Raw genomic sequence first — 24,191 nt, forward strand, 5'->3', positions numbered from 1 at the left:
TTATTATTTCTATTACTCTTTGACGGAACCTAGCGTCATACCTTTAACAAAATACTTTTGTAAAAATGGATATACAATGAGAATAGGCGCTGCACCAATGAAAATTTGCGCTGCATTAACCGTCGTTTGAGAAAGTAATTCCATCTCCTTTGGACTCATGCTCATGGAACTCATGTCCTTCTGAATAATTACAGTTTGCAGGAACGTCGCGAGCGGATAGTCCTTTGCATTGCTCAAATAGAGTAGACCGTCAAACCAGGAGTTCCAATGAAATACCATACTAAACAGCGCAATCGTCGCAATGGAAGGCATGGATATCGGTAAAAAGATACTAAACAATGTCCGAAAATGTCCTGCTCCGTCGATCAATGCGGCCTCTTCCATCTCTTTGGGAATTCCTCTAAAAAAGTTCAACATAAGGATGACCAGAAATGTGTTGACCGCTCCTGGCAAAACAAGTACCCAGAAGCTATCCATGAGATGGATCTTTTGAATAACCATATAGAATGGAACCAGACCACCGTTAAAAATCATGCTGAACACGAACAACCATGAATATACGTTTCGGCTACGGAACACAGATGTTTCCTTTGAAAGTGGATAAGCAGCTAAAAAGGTAATCAGCAGTGTCAAGCCGGTTCCCAATACAGTCCGACAGACAGAAATCCAGATGGAGTGCAGAAAAATCGGGTTATTCATTGTCTTCTTATAGGCTTCTAATGAAAACTGCACTGGCCACAGTCCAACCAGATTGGCATCTGCTGCTGATTTAGCACTAAATGATACCGCCAACACATGAATCAGTGGAACGATACACATGATAGACAACATCACTAGTAAGCAAATATTAAACACATTGAAGATGCGGTATGGCGTTGTTTTATGATACATGACTCTCCCTCTTTCAGCCTCGTGGAATCAGAATATGCGGTAACCTGCCCATTTGTAAGCAAGTCGATAAGATATCAGAATGAGAATCATACTGATAACGGATTTGAACAAGCCGATAGCGGTGGCAAAGCCCATTTCCCCATTGATTAACGCTGTCCGGTAGACGAATGTATCAATAATATCGCCTTTTTGGTAAACCAGTGGATTATAAAGGTTGAAAATCTGGTCAAAACCGGCATTCAGTACATTGCCAAGTGCAAGCGTTCCAACAACGACTACCATCGGAATTAACGAAGGTACAGTGATGTGTAGCGTCTGTCTCCAGCGGCTCGCTCCATCCATTTCAGAAGCCTCATACAACGAAGGATTAATACCCGCCAGTGCAGCGAGAAATACGATGGTGTTGTAGCCGAACTCCTTCCATATATCTGAAACAATGACAGTAAATCGAAACCAGTTATTATCTCCCAGAAAAAAGATAGGCTGGATCCCGAAACTACCGAGAATACGGTTCATAAATCCATCTGTAGCCAACAGGTCAATCAGAATTCCGCCCAAGATGACCCACGACAGAAAGTGTGGTAGATAAACCAGTGTCTGAATGGATCGCTGAAGTCCGACCTTGCGAATTTCATTCAGCAGTATAGCAAAAACAAACGGAACCACCAGATTGAAAAACATCTTTAACACAGCAATAATTAGTGTATTCCAGACAACTTGAAGACTGTCCTCCCGTTGAAACAAAAAGCGGAAGTTATCCAGTCCAACCCACTCGGAACCCGTTATGCCTAGCCAAGGCTTGTAATTTTGAAAGGCCATCACGATGCCGCCCATCGGAATGTAGCTGAATACAATTAAGAAAATGATGGCTGGCAGCAGCATGATATGAAATGGCCACGTACGTTGCAGACTTCTCATTGCAGTTCCTCCTGTAACTTTCATTCATGGTATACTTCAATTATAAAAGCGTTTTCGCAGTCCCGACAGTTCAAAAAACCAACATACATGGCACAAAAGCAATCATTTTTTTAAGCTCGCCAAACGAATAAAACTTTTTTTCAAATACACCATGATAGCGCATTCATTTCCACTCGATACGGGTGAAACTGTAGTAAAAAGGCTGCCCACCTCGGGACAGCCTTCCTACTCTGTTACAACATCATTGGTTTTTACTTTTCGACGCTTTTATACCATTCGTTTACTTCATTTGTAATTTGTTCGCCACCCGCTGTTTTCCACGTCTGCACAAAGGTATCAAAAGCAGAGATCGGCTGCTTGCCATAAATAATTTCATTGAAGGTCTGACTTTCAATTTTATCCAGATAGTCCTTTTTAGCCTTCATGGTTGGCGTAGTTGGACCTGTGAACTGATCTTTCATGGAGATATCCTTCTGTTCCATAAGCACTTTGGCAGCTGCAGGAGTACCTTTCCCGTAGTTCACCATTACATCTTTCTCCAGACGGGTCTTCGGTTCTGCGCCGTTAGCCAAACTTAGCAAAGCCTTCATTTGGGCATCAGGTATACGCGCACCATCACGAACCAGCAAATAACGAATAGAGTTTACATAACCGCCTGGTATTTTATCGATAGACATTAGCTTTCCGTCCGCATCCAAATCATAATCGTAGCCCTTAAACAGCCCATTCGACAAATCGCTATCCGGTTTGGCATTAGCATAATGGTCAAACAAATAGTTTTGATAAGTGAAAAAAGCTTCAGGATGCTGCATTTGTTTGTTGATTAGTACAACACCATTGGTGTATTGCGTACCGTGACGCATGGCTTTGTTGTCAGGACCTGCTGGAATCTTAATCGGCTTCCATATGGCACCCGGCGCATTTTTGACTGTATCCTGAAGCGGCCAGCCGCTCATCCAATATGGCCCAGGAATCATGCCGGCTGTTCCTGCGACTGTAGGTTCTGCCGTTTTATTTTCATCCCACAATGCTGCTTCCTGAGGGATATATCCCTTTTTGAGCCACTCGCTCAGCTTTTGCAAACCCGGCTTCATGCCAGGCTGCACGGAGCCATATTCCAAACTGCCATTCGCGCCTTTGTTCCACTGCTGAGGTAGTGTGCCATATGCCCCGAAAATCCAGGACGGGTCACCCATCCAAGTGTTCATGGATGTTTTAAAACCGATACTGAGCGGAACCACTTTGTTCGGAGCCAGTCCGTCCGGATTTTTATTTTTAAAGGCATCCATCACTTTTTCCAGATCATCCATCGTCTCAGGAGCCTTCATACCCAGCTTATCCAACCAATCTTGTCGTACCCACAATACATAATCATGGTTATAGGCGAAATCAAGCACAGGAATACCCATTTTCTTACCATCTCGGCTATACTGATTCCATACATTCGTATCCTGATTCATCGCCTGCTTCCAGGAATCCGAAGCGTACTTGTCAAACAATGGACCAGCCTCTGCAAACATACCGGAATCGATCATGTCCTGTGCCAGTTGCTCATTTTCCGTCCCCAGTACAACGACGTCCGGCATCTCCTGACCGGAGGACATAGCCAAACGCAGCTTCGTAGCAAATGCACCATTCGTATCCGTGACGGACCAGAGTGATTTGATATTAATACCGAATTTCTCTTTAGCCCATTTGGTCGCAATGTTATTTTCGATAGATTCACCATTTTTAAATTTTAAGGCGGGATCTACACCCCATACCGTGGAAATTGTGACTTCTGGATTGTATTTTTCTTTGTATACGTTTTCAGTTTTAGCTGTGCCGTCCGCATTCCCATCATTTTCCGCACCTGAGCAGCCCACAAGGCCAACTCCTAATACCATAGTTGCGGCGAGCAACGACAACAGCTTTTTCTTCGAATGAACTCGCATATTGTTCCCCCTCTAGAAATCATTTTCTACTCTTTTATTATAGAAGGGCTTTTCTTCACAGCCTATGTCACAAAATAAATATTTCTGCACCTTTCCCAACTGATCTTTACTGATTTCGTCTTTACTGGTCCCATCTCTACTGATCTCGAAATTCGTGCGGAGTCATTCCGTAATGCTTTTTGAACATTTTACTGAAATATTGGGGATTCTGGTAGCCTAGTTCCGTCGTAATTTCGTATATTTTTTTGTTGGAATATTTGAGCAAATAAAGAGCCCGCTCCATTCTCATTCGGATAATATAGTCACCCAGACCTTCTCCGGTTTCAGCTTTATAAATTTTAGACAGATAGACTGGATGAAGATAAACCTGATCAGCAATCGTCTTAACAGACAGCTCCTGGCCTTTATCCTGGGAGATGAGCTCCTGAACCTGCTTGACCACATAACTTTTAGCGCTTTGTTCGCTTGCGGACCATTCAGATTTAAGTTTGTTCATCATGGAAAATATCCACTCTTTGAGGTGGGGGAACGAATGAACCATTTTCTGCGCATGTAACGGATCGAAGCCTACTTGATCCATCTGTGTAATGAAACGTCCTTGTTTGTGCGCTGTATACATAAAGGCGCTCGTCACCGAAATAAACAGCTCATATAAATGCTCGCGTGTATATCCCACCTCTTCCATTTTTCCAAATACACGGCTCACTTTCGCTTCAGCCTCGTCCCATTGCCTGGATTCGAGCAGATGAGTAAGCGTAGGGTGCATATAAAGCCCCTCTAGTGACTTAACTGAACTGTGTGGCTGTTCTGTCTGTTCTTCTATGAATAGCAGTGCATCCGTTTCCTCCTGATGATTCCAGTATAAGGATCTAATCGCTGTCTGATATAGCTTAGGCAGTTCCTCTGGAAACTTAAACCATCCGGTTAATGCAACGTAAATTTCCCCTTTCAAGTAATTGCTTACATTTTTTCGAAAGGCCTCAATCGCCGCACTCAAAAAACGATTCTGCTCATCCACACTCCGCTCAGGAAATGAATTCCAATTCCCTTCTATTAATACAATTAAGCAGTCATGCGGCGCTTTGCAATGCCAAACGTGAAAATCAGGTGCGAACACTTCTTCGGCAATATTTCCAATCGCATACTCAATTAAGGAGACTGAATGATAGTCCATATCAGAAAAATGCTTTCCTAGCTGAATAAGCAGCATACTGGCAGGATGTCCCGTACGTAGCTTGATTTCGTACTCGGACATTTTGCTCTCTATTTTTGGTACTGGTAAATCACGCCCGAGTAGCAAATCATGCATCAAATGGGTCCGCAGTACACCAAAATCGTTTCTGCGGCTATATTGTAATTGATGAACCTTGTCAAATGCTTCCCATTCTTCCTTTAGCGAATCCATGGCGGCTGACACACATTTGATAAACTCTTCATCATCCACCGGCTTTAAAATGTAATCAAAAGCCTTAAGCTGAAGCGCTTTTTTAGCATATTCAAAATCGGCATAGCCTGTCAGTAACAAACTTCGGATATGCGGCCATCGCTCGTTTACTTCAACAATCAACTCCAGTCCCGTCATACCAGGCATACGAATATCTGTTACCAGAATATCAATATCGTACGCTTCCAGCACATCCACTGCTGCTAATGCGGAAACCGCTTGATGAACCCTCTCGATGCCTAGCGTCTCCCACGGAATGGTAGCTGCCAGACTTTCTGTTACATAACTCTCATCATCTACTAGTAATATCTGAACCATCTGGTCCCTCCGTTTTAACTATATTCGAATCTGGCGAAGGCTCAATTAAACCATTCGCATGCTCTCCTTCTGTTGAGATCGACCATTTTAATACTGCACGCAATCCTCCCAATGGAGACAAAGAGAACTCCAGTCCGGCATCTTCCCCAAAATGTAATCGCATGCGGTGATGCACATTCCACAAACCGTATCCATGATCCTCTTCCACAGGCTTGTCAAGCGTTGATGTCAGGGCAGCTATAGCCTCTCTACTCAAACCGAGTCCGTTATCATCCACAATCAGGTACATATACGAGCCAACACGCTCAGTCAAAATATGAATTAGACCCTCCTCCGCTTGAGGCTCTATTCCGTGCAGCACCGCATTTTCCACCAGTGGCTGCACTATAAGCGGCGGAATCGGCAGACTGCTGGCCTGCGAAGAAACATGAACTAAGAACGTTAGCCTTGGCATACGCATCTGCTGTATCCTCAGATAATATTGAACAAACTCGACTTCTTCTGACAATGGAACCAAATCCCGCTCCTGTCTTGTCGTATACCGATAATACCTGGATAAATTATGAGCCATAGCCACGACCGCCTCATGATTGCGCAGCTTCGCCATACTTGTGATAAACGAAAAACAATTATAAAAAAAATGTGGATTGATTTGTGACTGGAGCTGCTTTAGTCGCGCTTCCTTGACATGTAGCTGCTCAACATACACCTTCTCAAACAGCTCCTGAATCTGTTCGACCATCTGATTGAATTGACTAGACAGGAAAGCAAACTCGTGACTCCCCCTTAGACTTAATCGAACAGCATAGTCTCCGTCCTTTAGTCTCCTAAATGCCCGCACAAGCTGAAGAATCGGCACTTGTACCTGTGAATGAAGCAAGTAAGCGCCAATCAGGCCTACCAGCAGCGAGCCAACAACCGTTATATAAAACAGTCGATTCGATGAGTAAATCGGAGACATCATATCGGACAAAGGCATGTAATCAATCAAATACCAACCCGTCGTTTGCGAAAGAACGGCATGAACCAGGTAGCTTTCTTCTCCAATTTTCACAGTCAGATTGTCAACTTCATGGAGTCCCATTTTTTCTAATTTTGAAATCAGCTGTCCAGACAGCTCTTCATTGGCAGTACGATTATAGATCGCTCCTACGCCTTTTTTATAATAAAAAGGCTCCTTGCGTCCATCACCTTTGAAGCGGTCAAGCATATCCTGAATATTACTGCTGTCAAATTCAACCTTAATAATCGTGTTAGCAGTTTCTGGATTACCAAGTGAAGAAAACGGGGATAATGTATACAATGAAAATATAAATTGGTCTTTCCCGTATGATCTTTTTTTGGATACCTGCCAGCCGTCTTTTATCAGCTGATTTAGTTTTTTCTGGTCATATAAACCTGCTCCATTTTCCGATACAACCCGTCCAAGCGAAGGAGAATAGATACTCAGTCCGGTTCTCCAATTAGAAGAGCTTTCCTGAAGCCCAAGCTTGGTTTGAATCCGTTTGACAAGGTTAATTCCATCCAGATTGAGAACTTTGTCCTTCAAAAAAATCGCTTGAAAACTGGCTACATCAGGATCATGAATCAGCAGATGCGGCCAGGAGGAAATCATTTCAATATTCGTATTCACCTGGTTTTGAAAAAAAGTCAGCTGATTATAATTAGATTGATTCAGCTCCTCACGTAGTACACCTGTCGTTGTCTGATTAGAATAGACATACAGGATCAGCAGAGGTATAAGCAATACGATAACGATGGAGACGATTTTAGTATAAAAATTAAATTTAAACATGAGTTCTACACATCCTCTGCACAAGAAACAGGCATACTTAATTGGTATGCCTGAGCCCTGACCTTTGTTGCCGTCAGTACATACACTACATTATCAATGGTTGGCGGTGATAATATGTTTGATGCTAAGCAAATGGAATGGTTTAACCAACTATCCGCTGAAGACTTGGCCATTTTAGGTGCCGGCTTCAATACACTAGGTGATTTTTTTGATTTTCTGGCGTTGGTTAAGGCCAAACAGGAAACATCTAAGGAGCTAAAAGGTAAAAACACGAAATCAAAAACTATTTAATAACGAATTTTACACGAGTTCCATCCTCATACTCATCCAATTGATGACTAACCCATGATCCTGCCCCACGATTATCCTTAGGGGCTATGTATTTGACATTTGCACCTTTGCCTCCTTCTGAACACATAGCCATCGGCCATTCATCACGATCGTATCCCTTACGAGTGGGAACACCTGTAAGCGAATGCTTGCGATTTTGCTCGGCTCCTTCACGGTCAATTGTGCATACTGGTGATTTTCCCGCCTGAATGGCTTCCTTAATATGCTGCGCCGTTTCAGGGTAACGACCTGACGGGAATTGCAGCGTTACCTGAGCCGCCGAGGAAGGCGGGTTCTCTCCTGTTATTTTCGTAAGAAGATTGCCTCCTTCAAACCAGTACGCGCCCGCAGCTAGCAGAACTAAAGCTATAAAACTTAGCAACTTTTTCTTCAATTTCTCTCTTCCCTTCAAGCTATTCCAATAGATGCCTTCAACTAAGGTGATCCCCGGATTTTATTTTTTGTAACCCCTTACTAACTATAAAAAAAGGTTGAATATTGGACGACAAATAGTATAGAGAGGAGGTTGCACGAATGAACGATGAGATCAAACTGGCCGTGAGCCAAATGCAAGCCGTTGTAGTCCGGTTACTGAATGGAAGTACCGTAATTGGCTGGCCTAAGCTCCTATCTGACCAAGAAACTCAGCAATTCAAGCTCTATGATGACGAACACGTATATACGATTTCTGTTAATGACGTGGATACAGTCGCAAGAGTTATTGTATAAGATACAGGAAGCGACTTAATGAGACATCCAGCGGACAAGCCCAAACAAGGCACACCACAGAAGAAGACTAATCAGAATCCCCCAAAATAAACCTTTAAAAAGCTTCATACCATACTGACAACCTTTCCGACTGGGCTTTTCCCCATTATAACATGTCAGAAAGACAGCTGTCGCAGCTTGCTCTTGCATCATCTTCGTATCATATATTTTAAATTTTAAAATCACAATACAAAGGAAAATAATGAAATTTTCGAAAATTATGCCTGATCACCATTGAAAATGCAATCATGACATAATAAAAGTCACATTTTAATCAAAATTTAATGAAAGTTTTCCGAAAATGATGTATAATTATTGACATAACAAAACGCACGAGGTGATCATCATGGCATTATTAAACAGAGTTCATGAATTAAAATTGCAACTGCCTAACGAGCATCATAGCATTTCCCAATACGTGGAGCATGCATTGCATTCGATTGACAGTTTTGTGGAGCAACATCGTCAATTTATAGCCGCTCAGGCTCTATATGGTGAAAAGATCAATGGTACGGAAGAAAGACTGTTCCGAGACACAATTTCTGAGATTAAAGCCCAACTGGTAGCTACTTTGGAAAAGACAGTTGAAGACTTCGCACACAAAGGCGATAAACATTGGAAAAATCATTATCAGGACGGCGTAGAATAAGCTGAAAATAACCCCCGGTCTTTGGACCGGGGGTTTATTTGTTGGTATACGCCGGATGTGGCAATGTACGTAGACTATTTTAACACTTTGGCAGATGTCGTTACCTTCTTACCACCATAGACTACTTTAATACTGGAGCTTCCACTATCCAAGGCCTTCACCTGACCGCCAGTAACCTGTACGATCGACGGTTTGGAGGATGTCCATACCGCAGAATTGGTTACATTCGTAGTCGCACCTGAATCATAAACAGCACTCACGCTAAGGACTTGAGATGAGCCCTTAGGCAACTTCAGGTTTTTATTGCTCAATACCAGCTTGAGCAGCTTAGGTGTAACCTTAATCTCCACGTTAAACGACTTATCCTGGTACGTACCTGTAATGGTTGCTGTTCCAATTCCAACAGCTTTAATGGAAGACCCTTTTACGACCACTACAGAAGCATTCGATGTTGTCCATTTCACTTTACTGCTCAGGGTAACTTTTTTACCATCCGTATATATGCCGACGACTTTGATGGACTTACTTCCCTTCAAATTCATCTCAGCATTCGAAAAGCTTGGTGTCAATGTAGAAATAGCTCCCTCCACAATGACAGGTACTTTCACATATTTATTCATATACATAGCTTTGATTCCAGAGTTACCGCCACTCACCGCTTTTACTTTACCATTTGCTACTGTAACTGCGGCTGTTGTACCTACCCAGCTTACCTGATTGGTAATATCCAGTATTCCACCACCAGCCATGTGGGCTTTTACTGTCGGAATACTTGCTTCTTGGCCTGCAACCAGTACATATTTTTTCTCAGAAGCCGTCAGCTTGAGCACTTTATATTGCACAGTCACTGGAATATCCAGTTTGAGCGCACCTACCGTTGCTGTCAATGTTGCACTGCCTGGGTTCACTGCAACCAGCTTACCATTTGCTATTTTAACTGCACTTTCACTGCTTAAGCTCCATTTTACATCGGATTGAACTGCTTTTTTTGCTCCATTGACCAAATAAGCAGATATACTCGGAAGAGAAGTTTTGCCTCCTGTTTCGAGAGTCAGACTGGCTTTGCTTGAAACCAGTTTTTCAACCGTCGGAAGTACATTAATCTTCAGAGTCTTGCTCAAACCATGATAGGACGCTGTAATCGTCGAATTGCCTGCATCCATCGGTGTGATTTTACCTTGCTCGACTGTGGCAACCAGCGGATTGGAGGAAGTCCATTCTGCCGTGTTGGTCACATCTGTTTTGCTGCCAGTCAGGTTGACATCAGTTGCACTAACCTGAATTGGGGAGCTACCTAAAAAGACCGATTTGGACCCAGTTGCACTCAATACCAATGCCTGGGAAGAAGAGCGCACATACACAATCGTTTGTGCTTTGAGTTCATCTTTGCTTGCTTTAATGTAAGTCACGCCTTTGGCAAGTGGACGAATAAGACCATCTTTAACGGTAGCAACAGCCGCATTCGAAGAAGTCCATTCGACACCGGATACATTTTCCGTCCCACCTCCAGTAAGAACACCTTGAGCAGTCAATTGCTTCGATTCTCCGCCAATCGTCAGATTCAGTGGACCCGTCGGATTTAATTGCAGCTTGCTGTAAGGCGATTTTACTGTAATCGTTGTACTTACCGTTTGCTGCTCATATGTAGCAACAATCTTAATCTGCCCTTTTGACACAGGAGTAATGAGTCCCTTATCTACCTTTAAAATACTTGAATCCCCAGAGATCCATTCTGCCTTTTGTGTAACATCTTCCTTGCCCTTTTCTGTCAATGACCACACTTTTAATTGAGCGGGGCTTCCACCCAGATTCAATGTAGTCGGATTTTGACTATCCCACTCTACCGTGGAGGTCTTGCTCTCCTCAGCCCGGATCAAACCTGCTGGCCATGCTGCAAATACAAACATCAGCAACGCAAGTAAGAAGGTACTCCGTTTGCTCATACGTTTCATTCGTTTCGCTCCCTTTGTTTCATTCTATAAAACAGGGTATTATTAACAATCCCATTATCTTTTATCGGTAAGCAGTTAACTAAATTGAACCCTTCATCAAAAAAAGGTGAATTATTACAGTTAAAGTTCTCCACGCAGTGACCTTACCACAAACAAATGCTCTTCCTTAGATAAGGTTTGTCCATCTTCAAGAATTACATCGTGTGCCGAGTGACTAACCAGCTTTACATTATAAGCAATCAGCTGATCCTCTCTCCAAATCGTCACCGCCGACTGAAAATGAATGGCATTATCAAACTGTAACGGAACGCTCATTACATAACCAGTAGCGTTCAGCTTCGCCGGATGGCGGCTTCTACGCTCACGCCCCGGAGGAAACATGGTAATATGCGTAATATTTTCAAAAGGAATAGCCAGCATTTTCGGGCCTAAAATAACACACTTTCGTATCTCATCCCATTTTTCAAGCGTGCCGCGCACCTTCTGGGTATGACCATTGTTGCCGTGATATAAAATGACCTGACGTCCCTTCCATTGACGCATGTCCTCACCTCCAGTGCTAGCGGCTATGAATCTCCCACCGAATCGGTTCCATTCCATGCTCCTGCAAAAATGCATTGGTACGCGAAAAAGGTTTGCTGCCAAAAAAACCTCTGTGAGCCGCCAATGGACTCGGATGAACGGATTTCAGCACCAAATGCTTGCTGGTATTCACGAAGCTTGCTTTTTTCTGAGCATGGCTCCCCCACAAAATAAACACTGCTGGCTGCTCGCGCTCATTAATCGCTTCAATGACAGCATCCGTGAAACGTTCCCAACCTATTCCCTGGTGAGATTGCGGTTGTCCTTCACGCACGGTTAACACGTTGTTCAGCAGCAGCACACCTTGCTCAGCCCAAGGAACGAGGTATCCCTGATTCGGAATGGGAGTACCGATATCATCGCGAAGCTCCTTGTATATATTTAATAGAGACGGTGGCGTTCGCACACCAGGTCTAACAGAAAAGCTTAAACCGTGAGCTTGTCCCTCTCCATGATATGGATCCTGTCCCAATATAACCGCTTTGGTCAGATGAAATGGCGTTAATTTGAGTGCGGAAAACAAGTCTTCTTTTGGAGGATATACCTTATGTAACTTGTACTCTCGGGCTAACGTATACCTTAAATCATTAAAGTATGGCTTTTCGACCTCTTCTCGTAGTACATCATCCCAGTCATTCCCAAACATACTCCTGTCTCCTCTCAATATGTAAATCAGTGAAAAGGGTAAGCTTTTTGATCCAAAAAAATAAGCTGAACTCCTCATCCGGAGCCAGCTTATTTATTCGTTACCTGTGTTATATGCCGAAGGACCAGGAAAATATCCTTACGGTAATCAGCTACCGCAGGTCTAAATTCGATTTCCTTATTATAACATTAACGATAATGATGTCAAGTAACTGAAAGCTTAATTCCCTCTGAAGAAAAGCTCTTTATTGCTGTATTTATTACGAGTTTGTATGAGTATTCAAGTATTCCAATGCATTATATAACATAACAGCAGCTTCGGCACGTGTAATCTCGCTTTTTGGATAAAACTTTTCATTTGCATCCAAGGTATTGACCTTGTAGACTAGCGAGCGTTGAATGCTACCTTGGTAAGAAGGCTCCAGTTCGCTGTCATCCGCAATATTCGCAGGTGCGATTTTAATCATCGGAAGAGCGCCTGCTTTTTCCATGCCCTGAATCAGCATATGGGTGAACTGTTCCTTAGTCAGAGCTTTGGCAGGATCAATATCCTTTGGAATAACCACACCATTATAATGAGCGTTGATAAAAGCTTCAGCGTACCATGCAGTATCCTTAACATGGGTAAACAGTCTACTGACCTGTGGCTCCTTGTTCAAATCAATGGCGGCCAAACTGAGCTGGAGTCCGCCGGAGATCAACTGAATGCCTTGGGCAGCGGTGACTTTAGATGACGGGAGAAACTGCGTGTCAGAGGCACCTTTGAGTAGACCCTGATCTTTAAGGGATATAATTTTTTCTTTACCGCTTACGTTATTCAAATCCTTAAATTGGCGGTCTGCCGCAGACATTTGACCTCCAACGGAAAAGGACAAAATGGCTACAGTTGTAATGGCTGCAAATGCACCTTTTCTCATACTCATGTTAAATTCCACCTTGTAGTTGAATTAGGCCGCTTGGCCATTAACAACTTCATTGACGTAGTACAAGCTGGAAAGGTTGCAGGCAGACGCTGTTGCTTCTTATGCTACATGCCTTCCTTAATATAATACCTTCTCCAGACTGCGTGCCAACTCATCATCGGGAAGGGGCTTGCGATGCGTATTCTCTAGGTAGATATATTTCTCTGTTTCTGGCATTAAATATTGTTTGGACCACAGGAACATATCCGGACTGTCTCCCTGAAGACGAAGAAATCTCCGTACAGTGTCCGCATGTGAAATAGTATTATCCAGATTGGTTAACCAATCTGCCCGGTAGAAATGCTCCCATCTTCCAGTTCCTGCGAGCGATAAAGCTTCTTTACCCATCCGGTAGCTCCAAACGGCATGAGAAGCTTGTATAAATGCTCGTGGATAATCTTTTTCAAGGAACAGCCCATAAGCGCTACATAAGCTTGCCAGTCCACGTGAACCACTTAGATGCAGTTCAATCTGCACAAGCAGTTGATTATATAGCCTGCGACATTCATCTTCAGACAACTGCTTCATGATTCGTAGACACCGCTCTCGCAGTTCAACCCAGTCGGGAATTGCCGACTCGGCTTTTTCCTTGAACCAGCGAACTTGTTCAGGAAAAGGCCTTTCTCCAGTAGCCCAGTACAGCCGTTCATCACTGCCTTCTTTGCCTTGTAGCCAATACCCCATAATTTGCCGAGCTGGATGGTGATAGAATTCCTCCCCTGCTCGATCATCCTTATGCGGGCCATAAACGATAGTGCAACGGGAATAATCCCGGTATAATTGGGAAATCTCTTGAAGCTGACTACTGTACAGCCGTCCAATAAAATCAGTAAGCTGCTCTTCAGCATCCACTTCACCCTTCATCCATAAATTTGCTACTAAATCCAGCGTATATACATGCGGCAAAATATTACCTGAATTGACCAGCAGGTACTCGTCCGCCCCTGAAGTAAACGCTGTTGTTAATTCCTCTACAATCAAGCTGGCTGAGGAGGGAAGTTGGGTAAGATGGTTCGACGCTTGCAAATCGTGGAAGGTCACATGGTAATATACTCCATTCTTGTCCCCATCCTGCGTCTCAGGCAATGCTGGTACACGATAATTAAGATTCCCATGGCGCCGAGATACCATTTTACCGTAACCATTGTCCGCCCATACTTTAATCACCCCTTCGGGTACTTCCATATGCCCCTGCTTGTATAACTCGGCAATCTCACCATACATCGCCATACAGCACACAAGATGCTCCACAAATTCACAGATCATATTGTACTGCTTGCGAACCACATACGAGATTAATTGTCCGCGTTTGTCCGGCGTATTAAAGGAAGGATCATCTTCCCAAAAAGGCTTGTCACCCTGCCCGCGAAAAGATAATACCCATACAATCTTTTCTTCCTTTTGCCGTTCAATCGCTTCCTGCCACAGCTGTTCAAACAACTCGGGATGCTCTCTGTAGCTAGCTTGTTTACCCGGAAAGGCGCGCAAAAACATCTCCGCCCCCAACGGTTCAGCATGATGATGTGTGATCCATAAACCCATGTCTGCTGCAAGCTTATGATGGATACCTGTGCGTGGTAAATCGGTTCCGGGAATCACCATATTTCCACCACAGCGCAGTAACGCTTCAAAAACGGGCTGCCACACCTGCTCCGTCGGTGGATAATCATCTTTCCAGCCAATCAAGCATACCTCATCATTGACAAACCATCCCCGATACCGGACCTTGGACGGTATACTGTCAACATTCTGACTCGGTATTATTATGGTATCCCGCTTAGGCGGGAGGAGCTCCGCCCAGAACCAGAAGGGCTCCACACCCAGAGCGAAACGGCTGTAATGAAGCAGTCCATAAATAATTCCCAATTCATCACGGCCAATAATATGGAGTACCGTTCCCTTGCTACCAGCAACAAAACGCAGACAATAGCCCTCTGGCCAATGCGGACAGCTATCTCCTTCCTGTGCATAACGGATAATGATCGAGGGCTCTACTTCTGTTTGCAATGGCTCGCGGCCAAACACTTGCTTATGATCTCGCGCAATCATGTTCCAAGCGTGGGCAATGGGCAGACTTTCATCGGTTTGAAGATTGTATCCGCTTTCAGATGAAATAGTCAGAGGTTCACAGGCTTTCATTTATTGTCATCTCCTATTTTTTTCAACTATGAGGATTCTTCTTGTCTTTATTTTATAGGTTGTCAACATACATATAAAGCTGTACCAACGTAAATATAGCTTTTTTCCGGTAAATCATTTGAGAGTTGAAGCTTCATTTGAGAAAGAAAAAAGTAAGGAACAGGAGAGAAATAAGAAAGACTTAACTGCTACACTAAAAATGTTCCAAAAAACAGACTGCTCTTAAAGATTCAAGCGCAGCAAAAAGGAGACTTGATATGAAATTGAAAAAACGATTTGCCTCTTTGTTCCTGTTGGCATTGATGGCATTTATCCCGGTCCAGGCATATGCTTCTGGGGCCGTTCCAACCACTCCCTCTGGAATCCCGATTTCCGAAATCGAAAACAGAACAGATCAAATTATGAAAAAATATATAGGAACAGCGATTCCTGGTGCTGCGGTTTCCATAGTAAAGGACGGAAAAATTGTTTTTTCAAAAGGTTACGGATACGCAAACATCGAGAAACAAACATCCATGAGTACGGAAACAACCTATATGGAGGCCGGTTCCGTATCGAAATTGTTCACCTGGACGGCAGTAATGCAACTGGTTGAGCAAGGAAAGCTGGATTTGAATACGGACATCCGCACATACTTGCCTGACGGCTTTCTCAAGCCTTCTTTTGATAAGCCTATTACCCTAAAATCACTGATGAGCCACACGGCAGGTTTTGAGGAGCGCCTGGAAAAACTTTTGGTTCATGATCCTGCTGATCTTAGGCCTCTCAAGGAGCATGTCGCACCCGGAAACCAGCCTCAACAGATTTATGAGCCTGGAACAGTGATTGCTTATTCCAACTATGGGACCAACCTGGCCGGTTATATTATAGAACGTGTATCCGGAATGCCTTTTGAAACCTATATTCAGAAACATATATTTGAGCCTCTAGACATGAAACATTCTTACTTTACACAACGGTATGATCTTATTCCAGAGGTTATCGAACATAAAGCAACAGGCTACTCCAAGAAGGATGGAAACTGGGTGGCAAAGCCGAATGTTTTCTTTAATGATGTGCCGGCTGGTGCGTTAAACATTACTTCGGAGGACATGGCTCATTTTATGCTTGCTCATATGAACATGGACCATTCCTTAAAATATTCGCTGTTCAACAAGAATGAAACCTTGCGAGAAATGCATGAGGCTTCGTATACCCACTATCCCGAGCTTCCGGGGAATGCCCATGGCTTTTGGGAACGGTTCGCGGGAGATTATCGTGTTATCGAGCACGGTGGAAATACAGATTCATTCTCCTCTCTGGTCTCTATCGTGCCGGATCAAAACTTTGGGATCAGTATTCTGACTAATGTGGAAAATGAAATGTTCGGGGCAAGAAGCGAACTCATTGACCTGTTTGTCGGGGGTTCCCACGCTACTCCGCAAGCGGACAGCACGTTGAAGCATAGCGCGGATGTGGAGGGAAAATACCGTTCTGCTCGCGCAGTATCATCTGGTATATTGAAGCTTATACCCGTATTATCCAATGCGGAAGAAGTGGTCACAGCCAACGGCAATGGCGGAATCACTCTGAGTATTCCATCCATGAATATTCATGTTGATTATGTAGAAACCAAACCCTATTTTTTTGAACGCGTGACTCCCGGGAGCACTCCTTATGATCACGCGGGCCTAAACATCAGCCGTCTTTTTTTCTTAACCAATGCCGATGGTAAAGTGACGCAGTTGTCATATGGAGTGATCGATGACCAATTGCCGATATCCTTCCTGCAAACATCCATCTTCAGTTATATTCTGGTCGGGGGATGCGGTATTTGGTTTGCGCTTGGGTCTATTTTCGGTATTATTGGATGGCTGCGGAAGCTCAAGGACGCAAGAAAGCAGAAGAGTGCTTCGCGGCTTCCCTTGCCTGACAGCGTAACCGTAATCCCCTTGCTGGGTCTGCTTGTGATCGTCAATCTCATTGCTTCAAGCATCCAATTGATAGGCGACCCCTATCAGCCTATGTCCAATTTCAATTTCAATATTATCCTTTTCTGGGTACTTGGGCTTGCCTTTGTACCGGCTGCCTATCTTGCTGTAAGAAAATGTAACGTTTCGGAGGCTACATTGTTAAGAAAGGTATACACCGCGACGCTGATTCTTTCGTTTTTAGCTATTTCGTTTTTCTTGTATTCCTATAATTTCTATTTTTTCGCATAGATCTACTTAATTTTATCCTTTTTATAGCATAGATAGCCTCCACGATATATTTCGAGTCGAAACATAGAAAAGGCCGTCAATAGACGGTCTTTTTTGTATTCTCTTCTCTATGAACACTCTTATTCATATTTCATAAACTACTAGTGTAGCAAATATGTCTACAGAAAGAGGGTTAATTCAAATGAAACCAAAGAAAAGTGGAAAAGGCGTAGCCCCTGTCATATCCTCCCGCACTTTCTCAATCTCGGGAAATTCAAGAACTGTTTCCAGAGATTTAGTGTTCCGTGTTACAGCAGAGGACACCTTTGCCACAATTCTTTTAGATGATGTATCGATATCCTTATTAAGAACATAAATTACTTCGTATTGTAGGCATTTAGTCGTAAGCTCTCGCAAGAGCAACTTGATGGCGCGAATTGATACACCGTAAGCTTGCCAAAACAAAAACGCCTCCCCGTATGTTAACGGTGAGGCAGAAGGATTAATTCCTTACTGCTCTTTTTGCCTTCTACTAAATACAAATTCGTTATCCGCCGACCACTAGGTTAGCGGGTAAAAGGATACACTGTATACATTCTTAATGACTCTCAGGTTCTGAATAAGCTTGGACTACTTTTTTATGAGTAGTACCTTAGGTTTAAACTGTTCCATCCGTTCCCGCTCCTCACTATGAATTAACAGGACATGGTTATGAAGAAAAATTCGTGATAATATCTATGTCATAGTAAGTAGATATGAATTAATTGTTTGGAGGGATAATTTTGACTAAAATTCACCAAAAGTTGACTGAATTAATTGGAAATACTCCTTTGCTAGCACTGTTGAACTACAGCCAAATCCAAAATATTGAGGCAAACGTGGTAGCTAAGTTGGAATATTTCAATCCGGCTGGTAGCGTTAAGGACCGCATTGGATATGCTATGATTAAAGACGCTGAGGAGAAAGGCTTAATCAATAAAGACTCCGTTATTATCGAACCAACAAGTGGAAATACTGGAATCGGACTTGCATTTGCAGCTGCGGCTCTTGGATATAAACTTATAATTACACTTCCTGAAACGTTTAGTATCGAACGTCGCAAGCTTTTGACTGCGTTCGGTGCTGAGCTTGTGTTAACACCGGGATCCGAGGGGATGAAAGGCGCTATCAAGCGTGCTGAACTATTGGCTGCCGAAACACCAAACTCTTTCATACCACAGCAGTTTAGCAATCCTGCCAATCCAGAAATCCACCGCAAAACTACAGCTGTAGAAATCTGGCATGATACGGATGGCGGTGTAGATATTTTTATTGCGGGCGTAGGTACAGGTGGAACTATTTCGGGCGTTGGCCAGGGATTGAAGGAACGAAAACCTTCTGTAAAAGTGATAGCCGTCGAACCGTTCGATTCACCAGTGCTGTCTGGGGGTACTCCAGGTTCACATCAACTACAAGGACTCGGTGCTGGTTTCATTCCAAATAACTTTAATGAAGAATATGTGGATGAGGTTTTCAAAGTTAAAAACGAAGATGCATTTGAAACTGCACGTCTGCTTGCCAAAACAGAAGGGCTGCTTGTTGGTATTTCTTCTGGGGCTGCGGTTTATGCAGCAACACAAATTGCGAAGCTTCCAGAAAACAAAGGCAAGACGATCGTGGTCATATTACCTGATACAGGTGAGCGTTATTTGTCCACTCCGCTTTTCTCAGACGTAGAATAATAACAAAAGAGACAGGAATCCCGCTGCCTCTTTTGTTAATTTTCCAAGTACACAAGCAAGAGCTCATAGAATTGTTTCATTAACCTGAATTGATTTCTTTCTTCGCTAGCGGTCCATTTTTTGCACAACAAATGGACCGTTAGTGAAGAAAAAGTTACCTTGGTCCAGCGCGATGTTGTTGGAGCTCATCAGGATTTTCTGTAAAAGTAGGCTTCCCCATAGTAGTCTTGTACCAATCTGTATGCCTCTTTCTTTAACTTGATGCGGGTGTAGTGCATCGTCATCAGGAAGTTTTCGATTGCGATATGAGGATTGATCTGCTCAGCTAAAACACTAGCATCAAATGCTCCTAGAAAGACTTCGGCTGAATTGTCGTAGATAAGGCAGCTGAGACATTTCTTGTTTGTTGAATAACATCAGTAGAATATTTACTACCCTTAGATTTTTGCTAGATACTTGCTGAAAATGATATCCTCCAACTTGATCCAACTAAAATCATCCTCGCCACGAAACAGTTTCACTTCCCTGCGAGCAGTATTTATAGACGTGATTACACCTGTGAGTTCTTCGTCATCGAACGGGCTAAAAACCACTAGTGTTATAGGTTGACGTGTGTTGTAGGACTCTATAAGCGCTTGCTCGATCAACTGGACTTCCTGATCGTCAAGTTCCGGCTTGCCTCTCCGCTGACGGTCTTTCATGAGTTTTAAGTATGCTTCCTTGTGTTCTGGTATGATAATCCTGCTGCTTTCCCATAAGCCGTTACCTTCTAATTTTTTCGACATGTATGTAGCCTCCTGATGTATTATGTAGAAATTATATTCCGAACATACGTTCTAGACAAGGCTTTTTGTATACCGAATCCAAAACTTTTGTCCTAGAAAAATATTCCTAGGTCTGATAGACTAGACGAAAATACAAAATCAGAGGGATAAAATGAAAATTTTGGAGCATTAAAATTGGCTAACCACCGCATATTCACCTGGTTAGATCAAGTTTTGAATAATGATTAAGTTTCTTTCCCTCAAATTCATCTCCTATATTGTCCCATACGATTGTATCGACATTATTCCATGCATCTTTCGAATTGTCATATCGCTAGTCTCCATAAAATAAGTTTTAGACGGACTTTGAAATTGGAACAGTGACAACCAGTACGAGAAAATAATGTCCTAGACTGTCGCTGTTCCATTGAACTAACGTATCCCGTTAGCGGAATAACATATACGAAATTCTGATATTTTTGTACAATAGTCTTAATGTTTGATTTTCCTTGAAGTCTTTTTTAAATAGAAATTGTAGTCTGGTGCAATATGTAGGTTAGTAATATTACGTTGTCTATACCTACTATGTATTTCTAAAAATCCATATATCTCTTCTTATTCTCTATATCGAATTTGCGTCTAACCTATTTTACGATTTTGGCGGTAAACCATCTGTTGGCGGGAGTGGTAAAGAAGTCGATAGTAGAGCTTGACCGACCGAATATAAAATACGCCGTCGTTATGCCCCTCGTGAATCTTATCTATCGTTTTATTCTGAATGCGGACATTTGTGCCTCGATTGCATGAAACGACGGTTAATCACAGCAGAAACCGACATCCGCCCTCAAATAAAGGACGCGATGTCGGCTTTAAACTTAACGGCCAAACTCCTTATTGATTATTTTATTGTGAGCAGGCTCCACTTCCGGAGCTACCGAGTTGATGCACGTTACCAAAATATGCTGCCCGCCTAGAGATCCGAAGGCTCTCGATTCAAATCCGAAAGTACCGCCAGCATGCCCCCAGTATGATTGCCCGTCAGCTGTTTTTATTTCATAAATCCCTAGTCCAACTTTACCTATAGGTGAATCTACTGTCGTGAGCATCTGGTCCATTATCTCTTGATTTAGAAGCTTTCCGCCCAACAGCGCACTGAAGAAGGTGGTCAAATCTTTGGTTGTTGAGACTATATCTCCGGCTGCATTTGCCCATGATTGATTCATCTCTGTTAAATCATACAAATGACCCGATCTGTCCATATTATATCCTGTGGCATGCTTACCTGGAATATCGTGACTATTTTCCATTACAAATGTCCCTGTCATCCCGAGCGGTTCGATCAACCGTTTCCTGATCTGCTCCGCATACGTCTCTCCTGTTACCTTCTGAATAATTTGACCGGCTAGTATAGTATTCATGTTCGAATAGTTCCAGCCCTTCCCTGGCGCATATACAGGCGGCTTAGCTAGTCCCATGCTGATAAGCTCGTCGGACGAATAGTAACGGAATGGATTTTGAGGCAAGGTAATATCTCGAAAATCAAGATCAGTATAGCTCGCAAGCCCGCTTGTATGGTTCAATAACTGACGAATCGTAATTTTGTTGCCGTCATACCCATTACCCTTTATGACCCCCGGCAGCCATTTTTCGACCGAATCATCCAGGTTCAATTTTTTCTCCTGAGCCAACTGCAATACAACGGTAGCAGTGAATGTCTTCGTGATGCTTCCAATACGGAATGAAAAATCCGGCTCCACCGGGCGTGGTACTTCGAAACTGGCTGTACCCGTAGCGTAGGACCAGCGTTCCCCATCCTGTAGCCCGCCTGCCACGACACTTGGAACTCTTTTGTTGGTAACTACTTGATCCATGACGCGTTTGACTTCTTCCCGATGCTTTCTTTTCTTTTCTTTCTCGTTGAGTTCTTTTTTGGGTTCTTTTGCGAATTCCGACGATAAAATATTGTCGGTATTGGCAGCTTTATTGATAGCTTGATAAGTTGCCGTCTGACCCTCTGCGTGGACAGTTCCATAGGCCACTGTACCCGCCAATATAGCTATTAAAGTAAGTGCAACTCCTTTTCGAATGGTGAATGATTTCATAACGCATCGCTCCTATTATTTTGAATGTTGTTCTGCTTTACCCCCTCACCTTACCTCTGATATTGTTAAATCGAACAGTGATAAAACCGTCTAGCTTTTGATGACATCGTACTTGGACTTGTCACATATACCGCATGACAAACTATCAACTGTCTTATATGACGTGCTTGCTAAGCTACGTTCTAACCGCCGTTACCCCACCCTCTTTCGCTTGACGGATCGGGAAGTTATATTGCATGATAGGTCTGAATCATTCGGAATTTGATTTGCAAAAAAATATAAGAAGGTGTGCGTAATTCGTGTTCTCGATAATGAAAAAAAGGGTCTGGTATGATTGGATACTTGTGGCCATACGAACGCTTTGGCTGGTCATTATCGCAAGCGCTGGTTTTGTCGATCCGTCATTAACCGTTGTGTCGCTTTGGGTTGTACTTTCTCTCGCTTTCGTCGTTTATCTCGTTCCATTAATCATCCTCTATAGGAAAGAAGACTGGTATCTCACAATCGAAGTCACGATAACGGGCTTTTTTTATCTTTATTTAGCTTACGCAGCCCCGGGATTGCTTTGGTCTTTTGTTTTACTCGTGATTACTATCGGCTTGACGAGCAGTCGAAGAAACTATGTGTGGACAGGTATCCTTAGCGGAATCGTATTCCCGGTATTGAACGGTTGGATTGCTGATCGTCTCCCGTATGAGTTTATCGTTAGCTGCAGCCTTGGTTTTGCCATCGGCTTCGCGTTTAATATTTTAATTCAGTCCCATAAGCAAGCCCGAATTATTCAAGAGCAAAAGCTGTTGCTGGAGCAGCATATTAAGCGGATTGAGGAACTTACGCTGATGGAGGAGCGCAGCCGGCTGTCACATGAGCTGAATGACACGATTGGCCATACGCTTACCTCGCTCATCGTCGGCGTCGAATCACTGCGATCGTCCGTACCAGATGCGCAAATAGAGAGGATCAATTCGCTTGTCGGAATCGCCCAACACAGTCTGGTTGATATCCGAAAGCATCTGCATCAGCTCTCTCATACTCCGTTGAACCATTCGTTAAGTGAATCGCTGCGGCAATTAACTGAAAATTTTATGAAGTCAACAGGTATAACGGTCAAATTCCGTGTGATCGGCAGTGAGACTCTTGTTATGCAAAAAATAAACAATTGTTTATATCGTTGCCTTCAAGAGTCTCTAACCAACGTAGTTCGGCACGGCAAGGCGAGCATGATATCCGTTCAGTTACATTTCAATAGTCAGCAGCTTCGATTACAGATCGAAGATAACGGCATCGGAATGGAAGAAATCCAATTTGGATCTGGGCTCAATGGAATGAAGGAACGACTTGAACTATTTCACGGCACGGTGTCCGTGCATTCCGAGTCAGGACAAGGAACTTTCGTCATATGTGATATTCCGTTGCAGACAGAGCCTGTACATGATGCAATCCGCCTGCTGATCGTTGATGACCAGGTGATCATTACCGACAGCTTGAAGCAAATTTTGGATCAGCATGCTGATTTTAACGTCGTTGGTACAGCCAGGGACGGGCGCGAAGCATTAGAACATTGTGATCGCTCCCAACCAGATATCGTGCTAATGGATATTCGTATGCAAGGAATGGGCGGGATTGAAGCTTTAGTTGAGATGAAACAACGATGGCCTGATATGAAGGTTGTATTCATGACAACGTTTAAGGATTCCTCGCAGGCAGCAACTGCATTGGAGCGCGGGGCAGAAGGCTACATGCTGAAGTCGATTCATCCGCGGGAGATGAAGGAAGCCTTGAAACTTATTTATAATGGAGGAACCTGGATTGACCAATCGGTCGCTACGCGAGTCTTCGAAGAGATGAAGCGTCAACGTGAGCAGTTGGAGAAAATCGGTTCAAGTCAGGGAAACTACCCGTACGGGCTTACGAAACGCGAGATGGAGATTCTGGAGCAACTGTCGAGCGGTCTGCGCTACAAATCGATTGCCGCCAAGCTATTTTTATCGGAGGGAACGATCCGCAATTACTGCTCGATTCTCTACTCGAAACTCGGCGTCAACAACCGTGAAGAAGCATTAGAAATGGCGCGAATGAAGAATATCGTGTAGCTGG

General features: G+C 43.4%; 20 protein-coding genes. 6 read left to right on the forward strand and 14 right to left on the reverse strand.

The window, feature by feature from the left end:
- Window positions 1-12 precede the first annotated feature (12 nt).
- The 5 genes from NSQ57_RS15685 to NSQ57_RS15705 form a co-directional block, all read right to left on the reverse strand.
- Entirely contained in the window at window positions 13-891 is an 879-nt protein-coding gene (locus tag NSQ57_RS15685) for a carbohydrate ABC transporter permease (protein ID WP_029517680.1), read from the reverse strand.
- A gap of 27 nt (window positions 892-918) precedes the next feature.
- Entirely contained in the window at window positions 919-1,809 is an 891-nt protein-coding gene (locus NSQ57_RS15690) for an ABC transporter permease subunit (RefSeq protein ID WP_029517681.1), read from the reverse strand.
- Window positions 1,810-2,060: 251 nt separating this feature from the next.
- Window positions 2,061-3,743, reverse strand: a complete 1,683-nt coding sequence (locus NSQ57_RS15695) for an extracellular solute-binding protein (protein WP_029517682.1) — start codon at window positions 3,741-3,743, stop codon at window positions 2,061-2,063.
- Between the two features lie 136 nt (window positions 3,744-3,879).
- Window positions 3,880-5,505 carry a response regulator gene (locus tag NSQ57_RS15700; RefSeq protein ID WP_341039610.1) on the reverse strand — a complete coding sequence of 542 codons (1,626 nt, stop codon included), beginning with the start codon at window positions 5,503-5,505 and terminating at the stop codon, window positions 3,880-3,882.
- On the reverse strand, window positions 5,480-7,300 hold the full coding sequence (locus NSQ57_RS15705; RefSeq protein ID WP_029517684.1) for a sensor histidine kinase: 1,821 nt from the start codon (window positions 7,298-7,300) through the stop codon (window positions 5,480-5,482). Before NSQ57_RS15705 ends, NSQ57_RS15700 begins: the two co-directional genes overlap by 26 nt.
- Before the next feature lie 114 nt (window positions 7,301-7,414).
- Here NSQ57_RS15705 and NSQ57_RS15710 point away from each other — a divergent pair, with 114 nt between their 5' ends.
- Window positions 7,415-7,591 carry a hypothetical protein gene (locus tag NSQ57_RS15710; RefSeq protein WP_176715684.1) on the forward strand — a complete coding sequence of 59 codons (177 nt, stop codon included), beginning with the start codon at window positions 7,415-7,417 and terminating at the stop codon, window positions 7,589-7,591.
- Here the strand turns inward: NSQ57_RS15710 and NSQ57_RS15715 are convergent.
- Window positions 7,584-8,024 (reverse strand): NucA/NucB deoxyribonuclease domain-containing protein, encoded by a 441-nt coding sequence (locus NSQ57_RS15715; protein WP_029517685.1) that lies wholly within the window; start codon window positions 8,022-8,024, stop codon window positions 7,584-7,586. The two genes, NSQ57_RS15710 and NSQ57_RS15715, sit on opposite strands and share 8 nt — an antisense overlap.
- 140 nt (window positions 8,025-8,164) lie before the next feature.
- Here NSQ57_RS15715 and NSQ57_RS15720 point away from each other — a divergent pair, with 140 nt between their 5' ends.
- The gene (locus tag NSQ57_RS15720) at window positions 8,165-8,359 is read left to right on the forward strand and encodes a hypothetical protein (protein WP_029517686.1); all 195 of its coding nucleotides are present in this window, start codon (window positions 8,165-8,167) and stop codon (window positions 8,357-8,359) included.
- 385 nt (window positions 8,360-8,744) lie between these two features.
- Entirely contained in the window at window positions 8,745-9,047 is a 303-nt protein-coding gene (locus tag NSQ57_RS15725) for a hypothetical protein (RefSeq protein WP_013310964.1), read from the forward strand.
- 74 nt (window positions 9,048-9,121) lie between these two features.
- Here NSQ57_RS15725 and NSQ57_RS15730 read toward each other — a convergent pair whose 3' ends face one another.
- The 5 genes from NSQ57_RS15730 to NSQ57_RS15750 form a co-directional block, all read right to left on the reverse strand.
- On the reverse strand, window positions 9,122-10,999 hold the full coding sequence (locus NSQ57_RS15730; protein ID WP_342425007.1) for a tenascin: 1,878 nt from the start codon (window positions 10,997-10,999) through the stop codon (window positions 9,122-9,124).
- Between the two features lie 120 nt (window positions 11,000-11,119).
- Complete coding sequence (locus NSQ57_RS15735; protein ID WP_029517688.1) at window positions 11,120-11,542, reverse strand: hypothetical protein; 423 nt, start codon at window positions 11,540-11,542, stop codon at window positions 11,120-11,122.
- 16 nt (window positions 11,543-11,558) lie between these two features.
- A complete protein-coding gene (locus NSQ57_RS15740) occupies window positions 11,559-12,227 on the reverse strand; it encodes a uracil-DNA glycosylase (protein WP_029517689.1) in 669 nt (222 codons plus the stop codon).
- A gap of 259 nt (window positions 12,228-12,486) precedes the next feature.
- Complete coding sequence (locus NSQ57_RS15745) at window positions 12,487-13,149, reverse strand: S-layer homology domain-containing protein (protein WP_341039612.1); 663 nt, start codon at window positions 13,147-13,149, stop codon at window positions 12,487-12,489.
- Window positions 13,150-13,266: 117 nt separating this feature from the next.
- On the reverse strand, window positions 13,267-15,327 hold the full coding sequence (locus tag NSQ57_RS15750; protein ID WP_342425008.1) for a glycosyl hydrolase 115 family protein: 2,061 nt from the start codon (window positions 15,325-15,327) through the stop codon (window positions 13,267-13,269).
- 257 nt (window positions 15,328-15,584) lie between these two features.
- Here NSQ57_RS15750 and NSQ57_RS15755 point away from each other — a divergent pair, with 257 nt between their 5' ends.
- Window positions 15,585-17,528 (forward strand): serine hydrolase domain-containing protein, encoded by a 1,944-nt coding sequence (locus tag NSQ57_RS15755; RefSeq protein WP_342425009.1) that lies wholly within the window; start codon window positions 15,585-15,587, stop codon window positions 17,526-17,528.
- A gap of 177 nt (window positions 17,529-17,705) precedes the next feature.
- On the opposite strand, the gene NSQ57_RS15760 is transcribed toward NSQ57_RS15755, so the two are convergent.
- A complete protein-coding gene (locus tag NSQ57_RS15760) occupies window positions 17,706-17,972 on the reverse strand; it encodes a hypothetical protein (protein WP_340932611.1) in 267 nt (88 codons plus the stop codon).
- Window positions 17,973-18,289: 317 nt separating this feature from the next.
- Here NSQ57_RS15760 and cysK point away from each other — a divergent pair, with 317 nt between their 5' ends.
- Window positions 18,290-19,228 (forward strand): cysteine synthase A, encoded by a 939-nt coding sequence (cysK, locus tag NSQ57_RS15765; RefSeq protein ID WP_029517693.1) that lies wholly within the window; start codon window positions 18,290-18,292, stop codon window positions 19,226-19,228.
- 437 nt (window positions 19,229-19,665) lie between these two features.
- Here cysK and NSQ57_RS15770 read toward each other — a convergent pair whose 3' ends face one another.
- Both NSQ57_RS15770 and NSQ57_RS15775 read right to left on the reverse strand, forming a co-directional pair.
- The gene (locus tag NSQ57_RS15770; RefSeq protein WP_069010548.1) at window positions 19,666-20,013 is read right to left on the reverse strand and encodes a YolD-like family protein; all 348 of its coding nucleotides are present in this window, start codon (window positions 20,011-20,013) and stop codon (window positions 19,666-19,668) included.
- A gap of 854 nt (window positions 20,014-20,867) precedes the next feature.
- Window positions 20,868-22,094: a serine hydrolase domain-containing protein gene (locus tag NSQ57_RS15775; protein WP_069010547.1), complete on the reverse strand. Its 1,227-nt coding sequence runs from the start codon at window positions 22,092-22,094 to the stop codon at window positions 20,868-20,870.
- Between the two features lie 299 nt (window positions 22,095-22,393).
- Between NSQ57_RS15775 and NSQ57_RS15780 the strand changes: the two genes are divergently transcribed.
- Complete coding sequence (locus NSQ57_RS15780; RefSeq protein WP_209949536.1) at window positions 22,394-24,187, forward strand: hybrid sensor histidine kinase/response regulator transcription factor; 1,794 nt, start codon at window positions 22,394-22,396, stop codon at window positions 24,185-24,187.
- Window positions 24,188-24,191 lie beyond the last annotated feature (4 nt).

Source organism: Paenibacillus sp. FSL L8-0502 (assembly GCF_038593055.1).
GTDB classification, from domain to species: Bacteria; Bacillota; Bacilli; order Paenibacillales; family Paenibacillaceae; genus Paenibacillus; species Paenibacillus polymyxa_D.

Excerpts from the sequence above, each read along its gene's own strand:
- NSQ57_RS15775 (WP_069010547.1), bottom strand. The coding sequence starts at position 22,094 with ATGAAATCATTCACCATTCGAAAAGGAGTTGCACTTACTTTAATAGCT.
- NSQ57_RS15735 (WP_029517688.1), bottom strand. The coding sequence starts at position 11,542 with ATGCGTCAATGGAAGGGACGTCAGGTCATTTTATATCACGGCAACAAT.
- NSQ57_RS15740 (WP_029517689.1), bottom strand. The coding sequence starts at position 12,227 with ATGTTTGGGAATGACTGGGATGATGTACTACGAGAAGAGGTCGAAAAG.
- NSQ57_RS15755 (WP_342425009.1), top strand. The coding sequence starts at position 15,585 with ATGAAATTGAAAAAACGATTTGCCTCTTTGTTCCTGTTGGCATTGATG.
- NSQ57_RS15720 (WP_029517686.1), top strand. The coding sequence starts at position 8,165 with ATGAACGATGAGATCAAACTGGCCGTGAGCCAAATGCAAGCCGTTGTA.
- NSQ57_RS15710 (WP_176715684.1), top strand. The coding sequence starts at position 7,415 with ATGTTTGATGCTAAGCAAATGGAATGGTTTAACCAACTATCCGCTGAA.
- NSQ57_RS15695 (WP_029517682.1), bottom strand. The coding sequence starts at position 3,743 with ATGCGAGTTCATTCGAAGAAAAAGCTGTTGTCGTTGCTCGCCGCAACT.
- NSQ57_RS15725 (WP_013310964.1), top strand. The coding sequence starts at position 8,745 with ATGGCATTATTAAACAGAGTTCATGAATTAAAATTGCAACTGCCTAAC.
- NSQ57_RS15685 (WP_029517680.1), bottom strand. The coding sequence starts at position 891 with ATGTATCATAAAACAACGCCATACCGCATCTTCAATGTGTTTAATATT.
- NSQ57_RS15750 (WP_342425008.1), bottom strand. The coding sequence starts at position 15,327 with ATGAAAGCCTGTGAACCTCTGACTATTTCATCTGAAAGCGGATACAAT.
- NSQ57_RS15770 (WP_069010548.1), bottom strand. The coding sequence starts at position 20,013 with ATGTCGAAAAAATTAGAAGGTAACGGCTTATGGGAAAGCAGCAGGATT.
- NSQ57_RS15745 (WP_341039612.1), bottom strand. The coding sequence starts at position 13,149 with ATGAGTATGAGAAAAGGTGCATTTGCAGCCATTACAACTGTAGCCATT.
- NSQ57_RS15700 (WP_341039610.1), bottom strand. The coding sequence starts at position 5,505 with ATGGTTCAGATATTACTAGTAGATGATGAGAGTTATGTAACAGAAAGT.
- NSQ57_RS15705 (WP_029517684.1), bottom strand. The coding sequence starts at position 7,300 with ATGTTTAAATTTAATTTTTATACTAAAATCGTCTCCATCGTTATCGTA.
- NSQ57_RS15690 (WP_029517681.1), bottom strand. The coding sequence starts at position 1,809 with ATGAGAAGTCTGCAACGTACGTGGCCATTTCATATCATGCTGCTGCCA.
- NSQ57_RS15730 (WP_342425007.1), bottom strand. The coding sequence starts at position 10,999 with ATGAAACGTATGAGCAAACGGAGTACCTTCTTACTTGCGTTGCTGATG.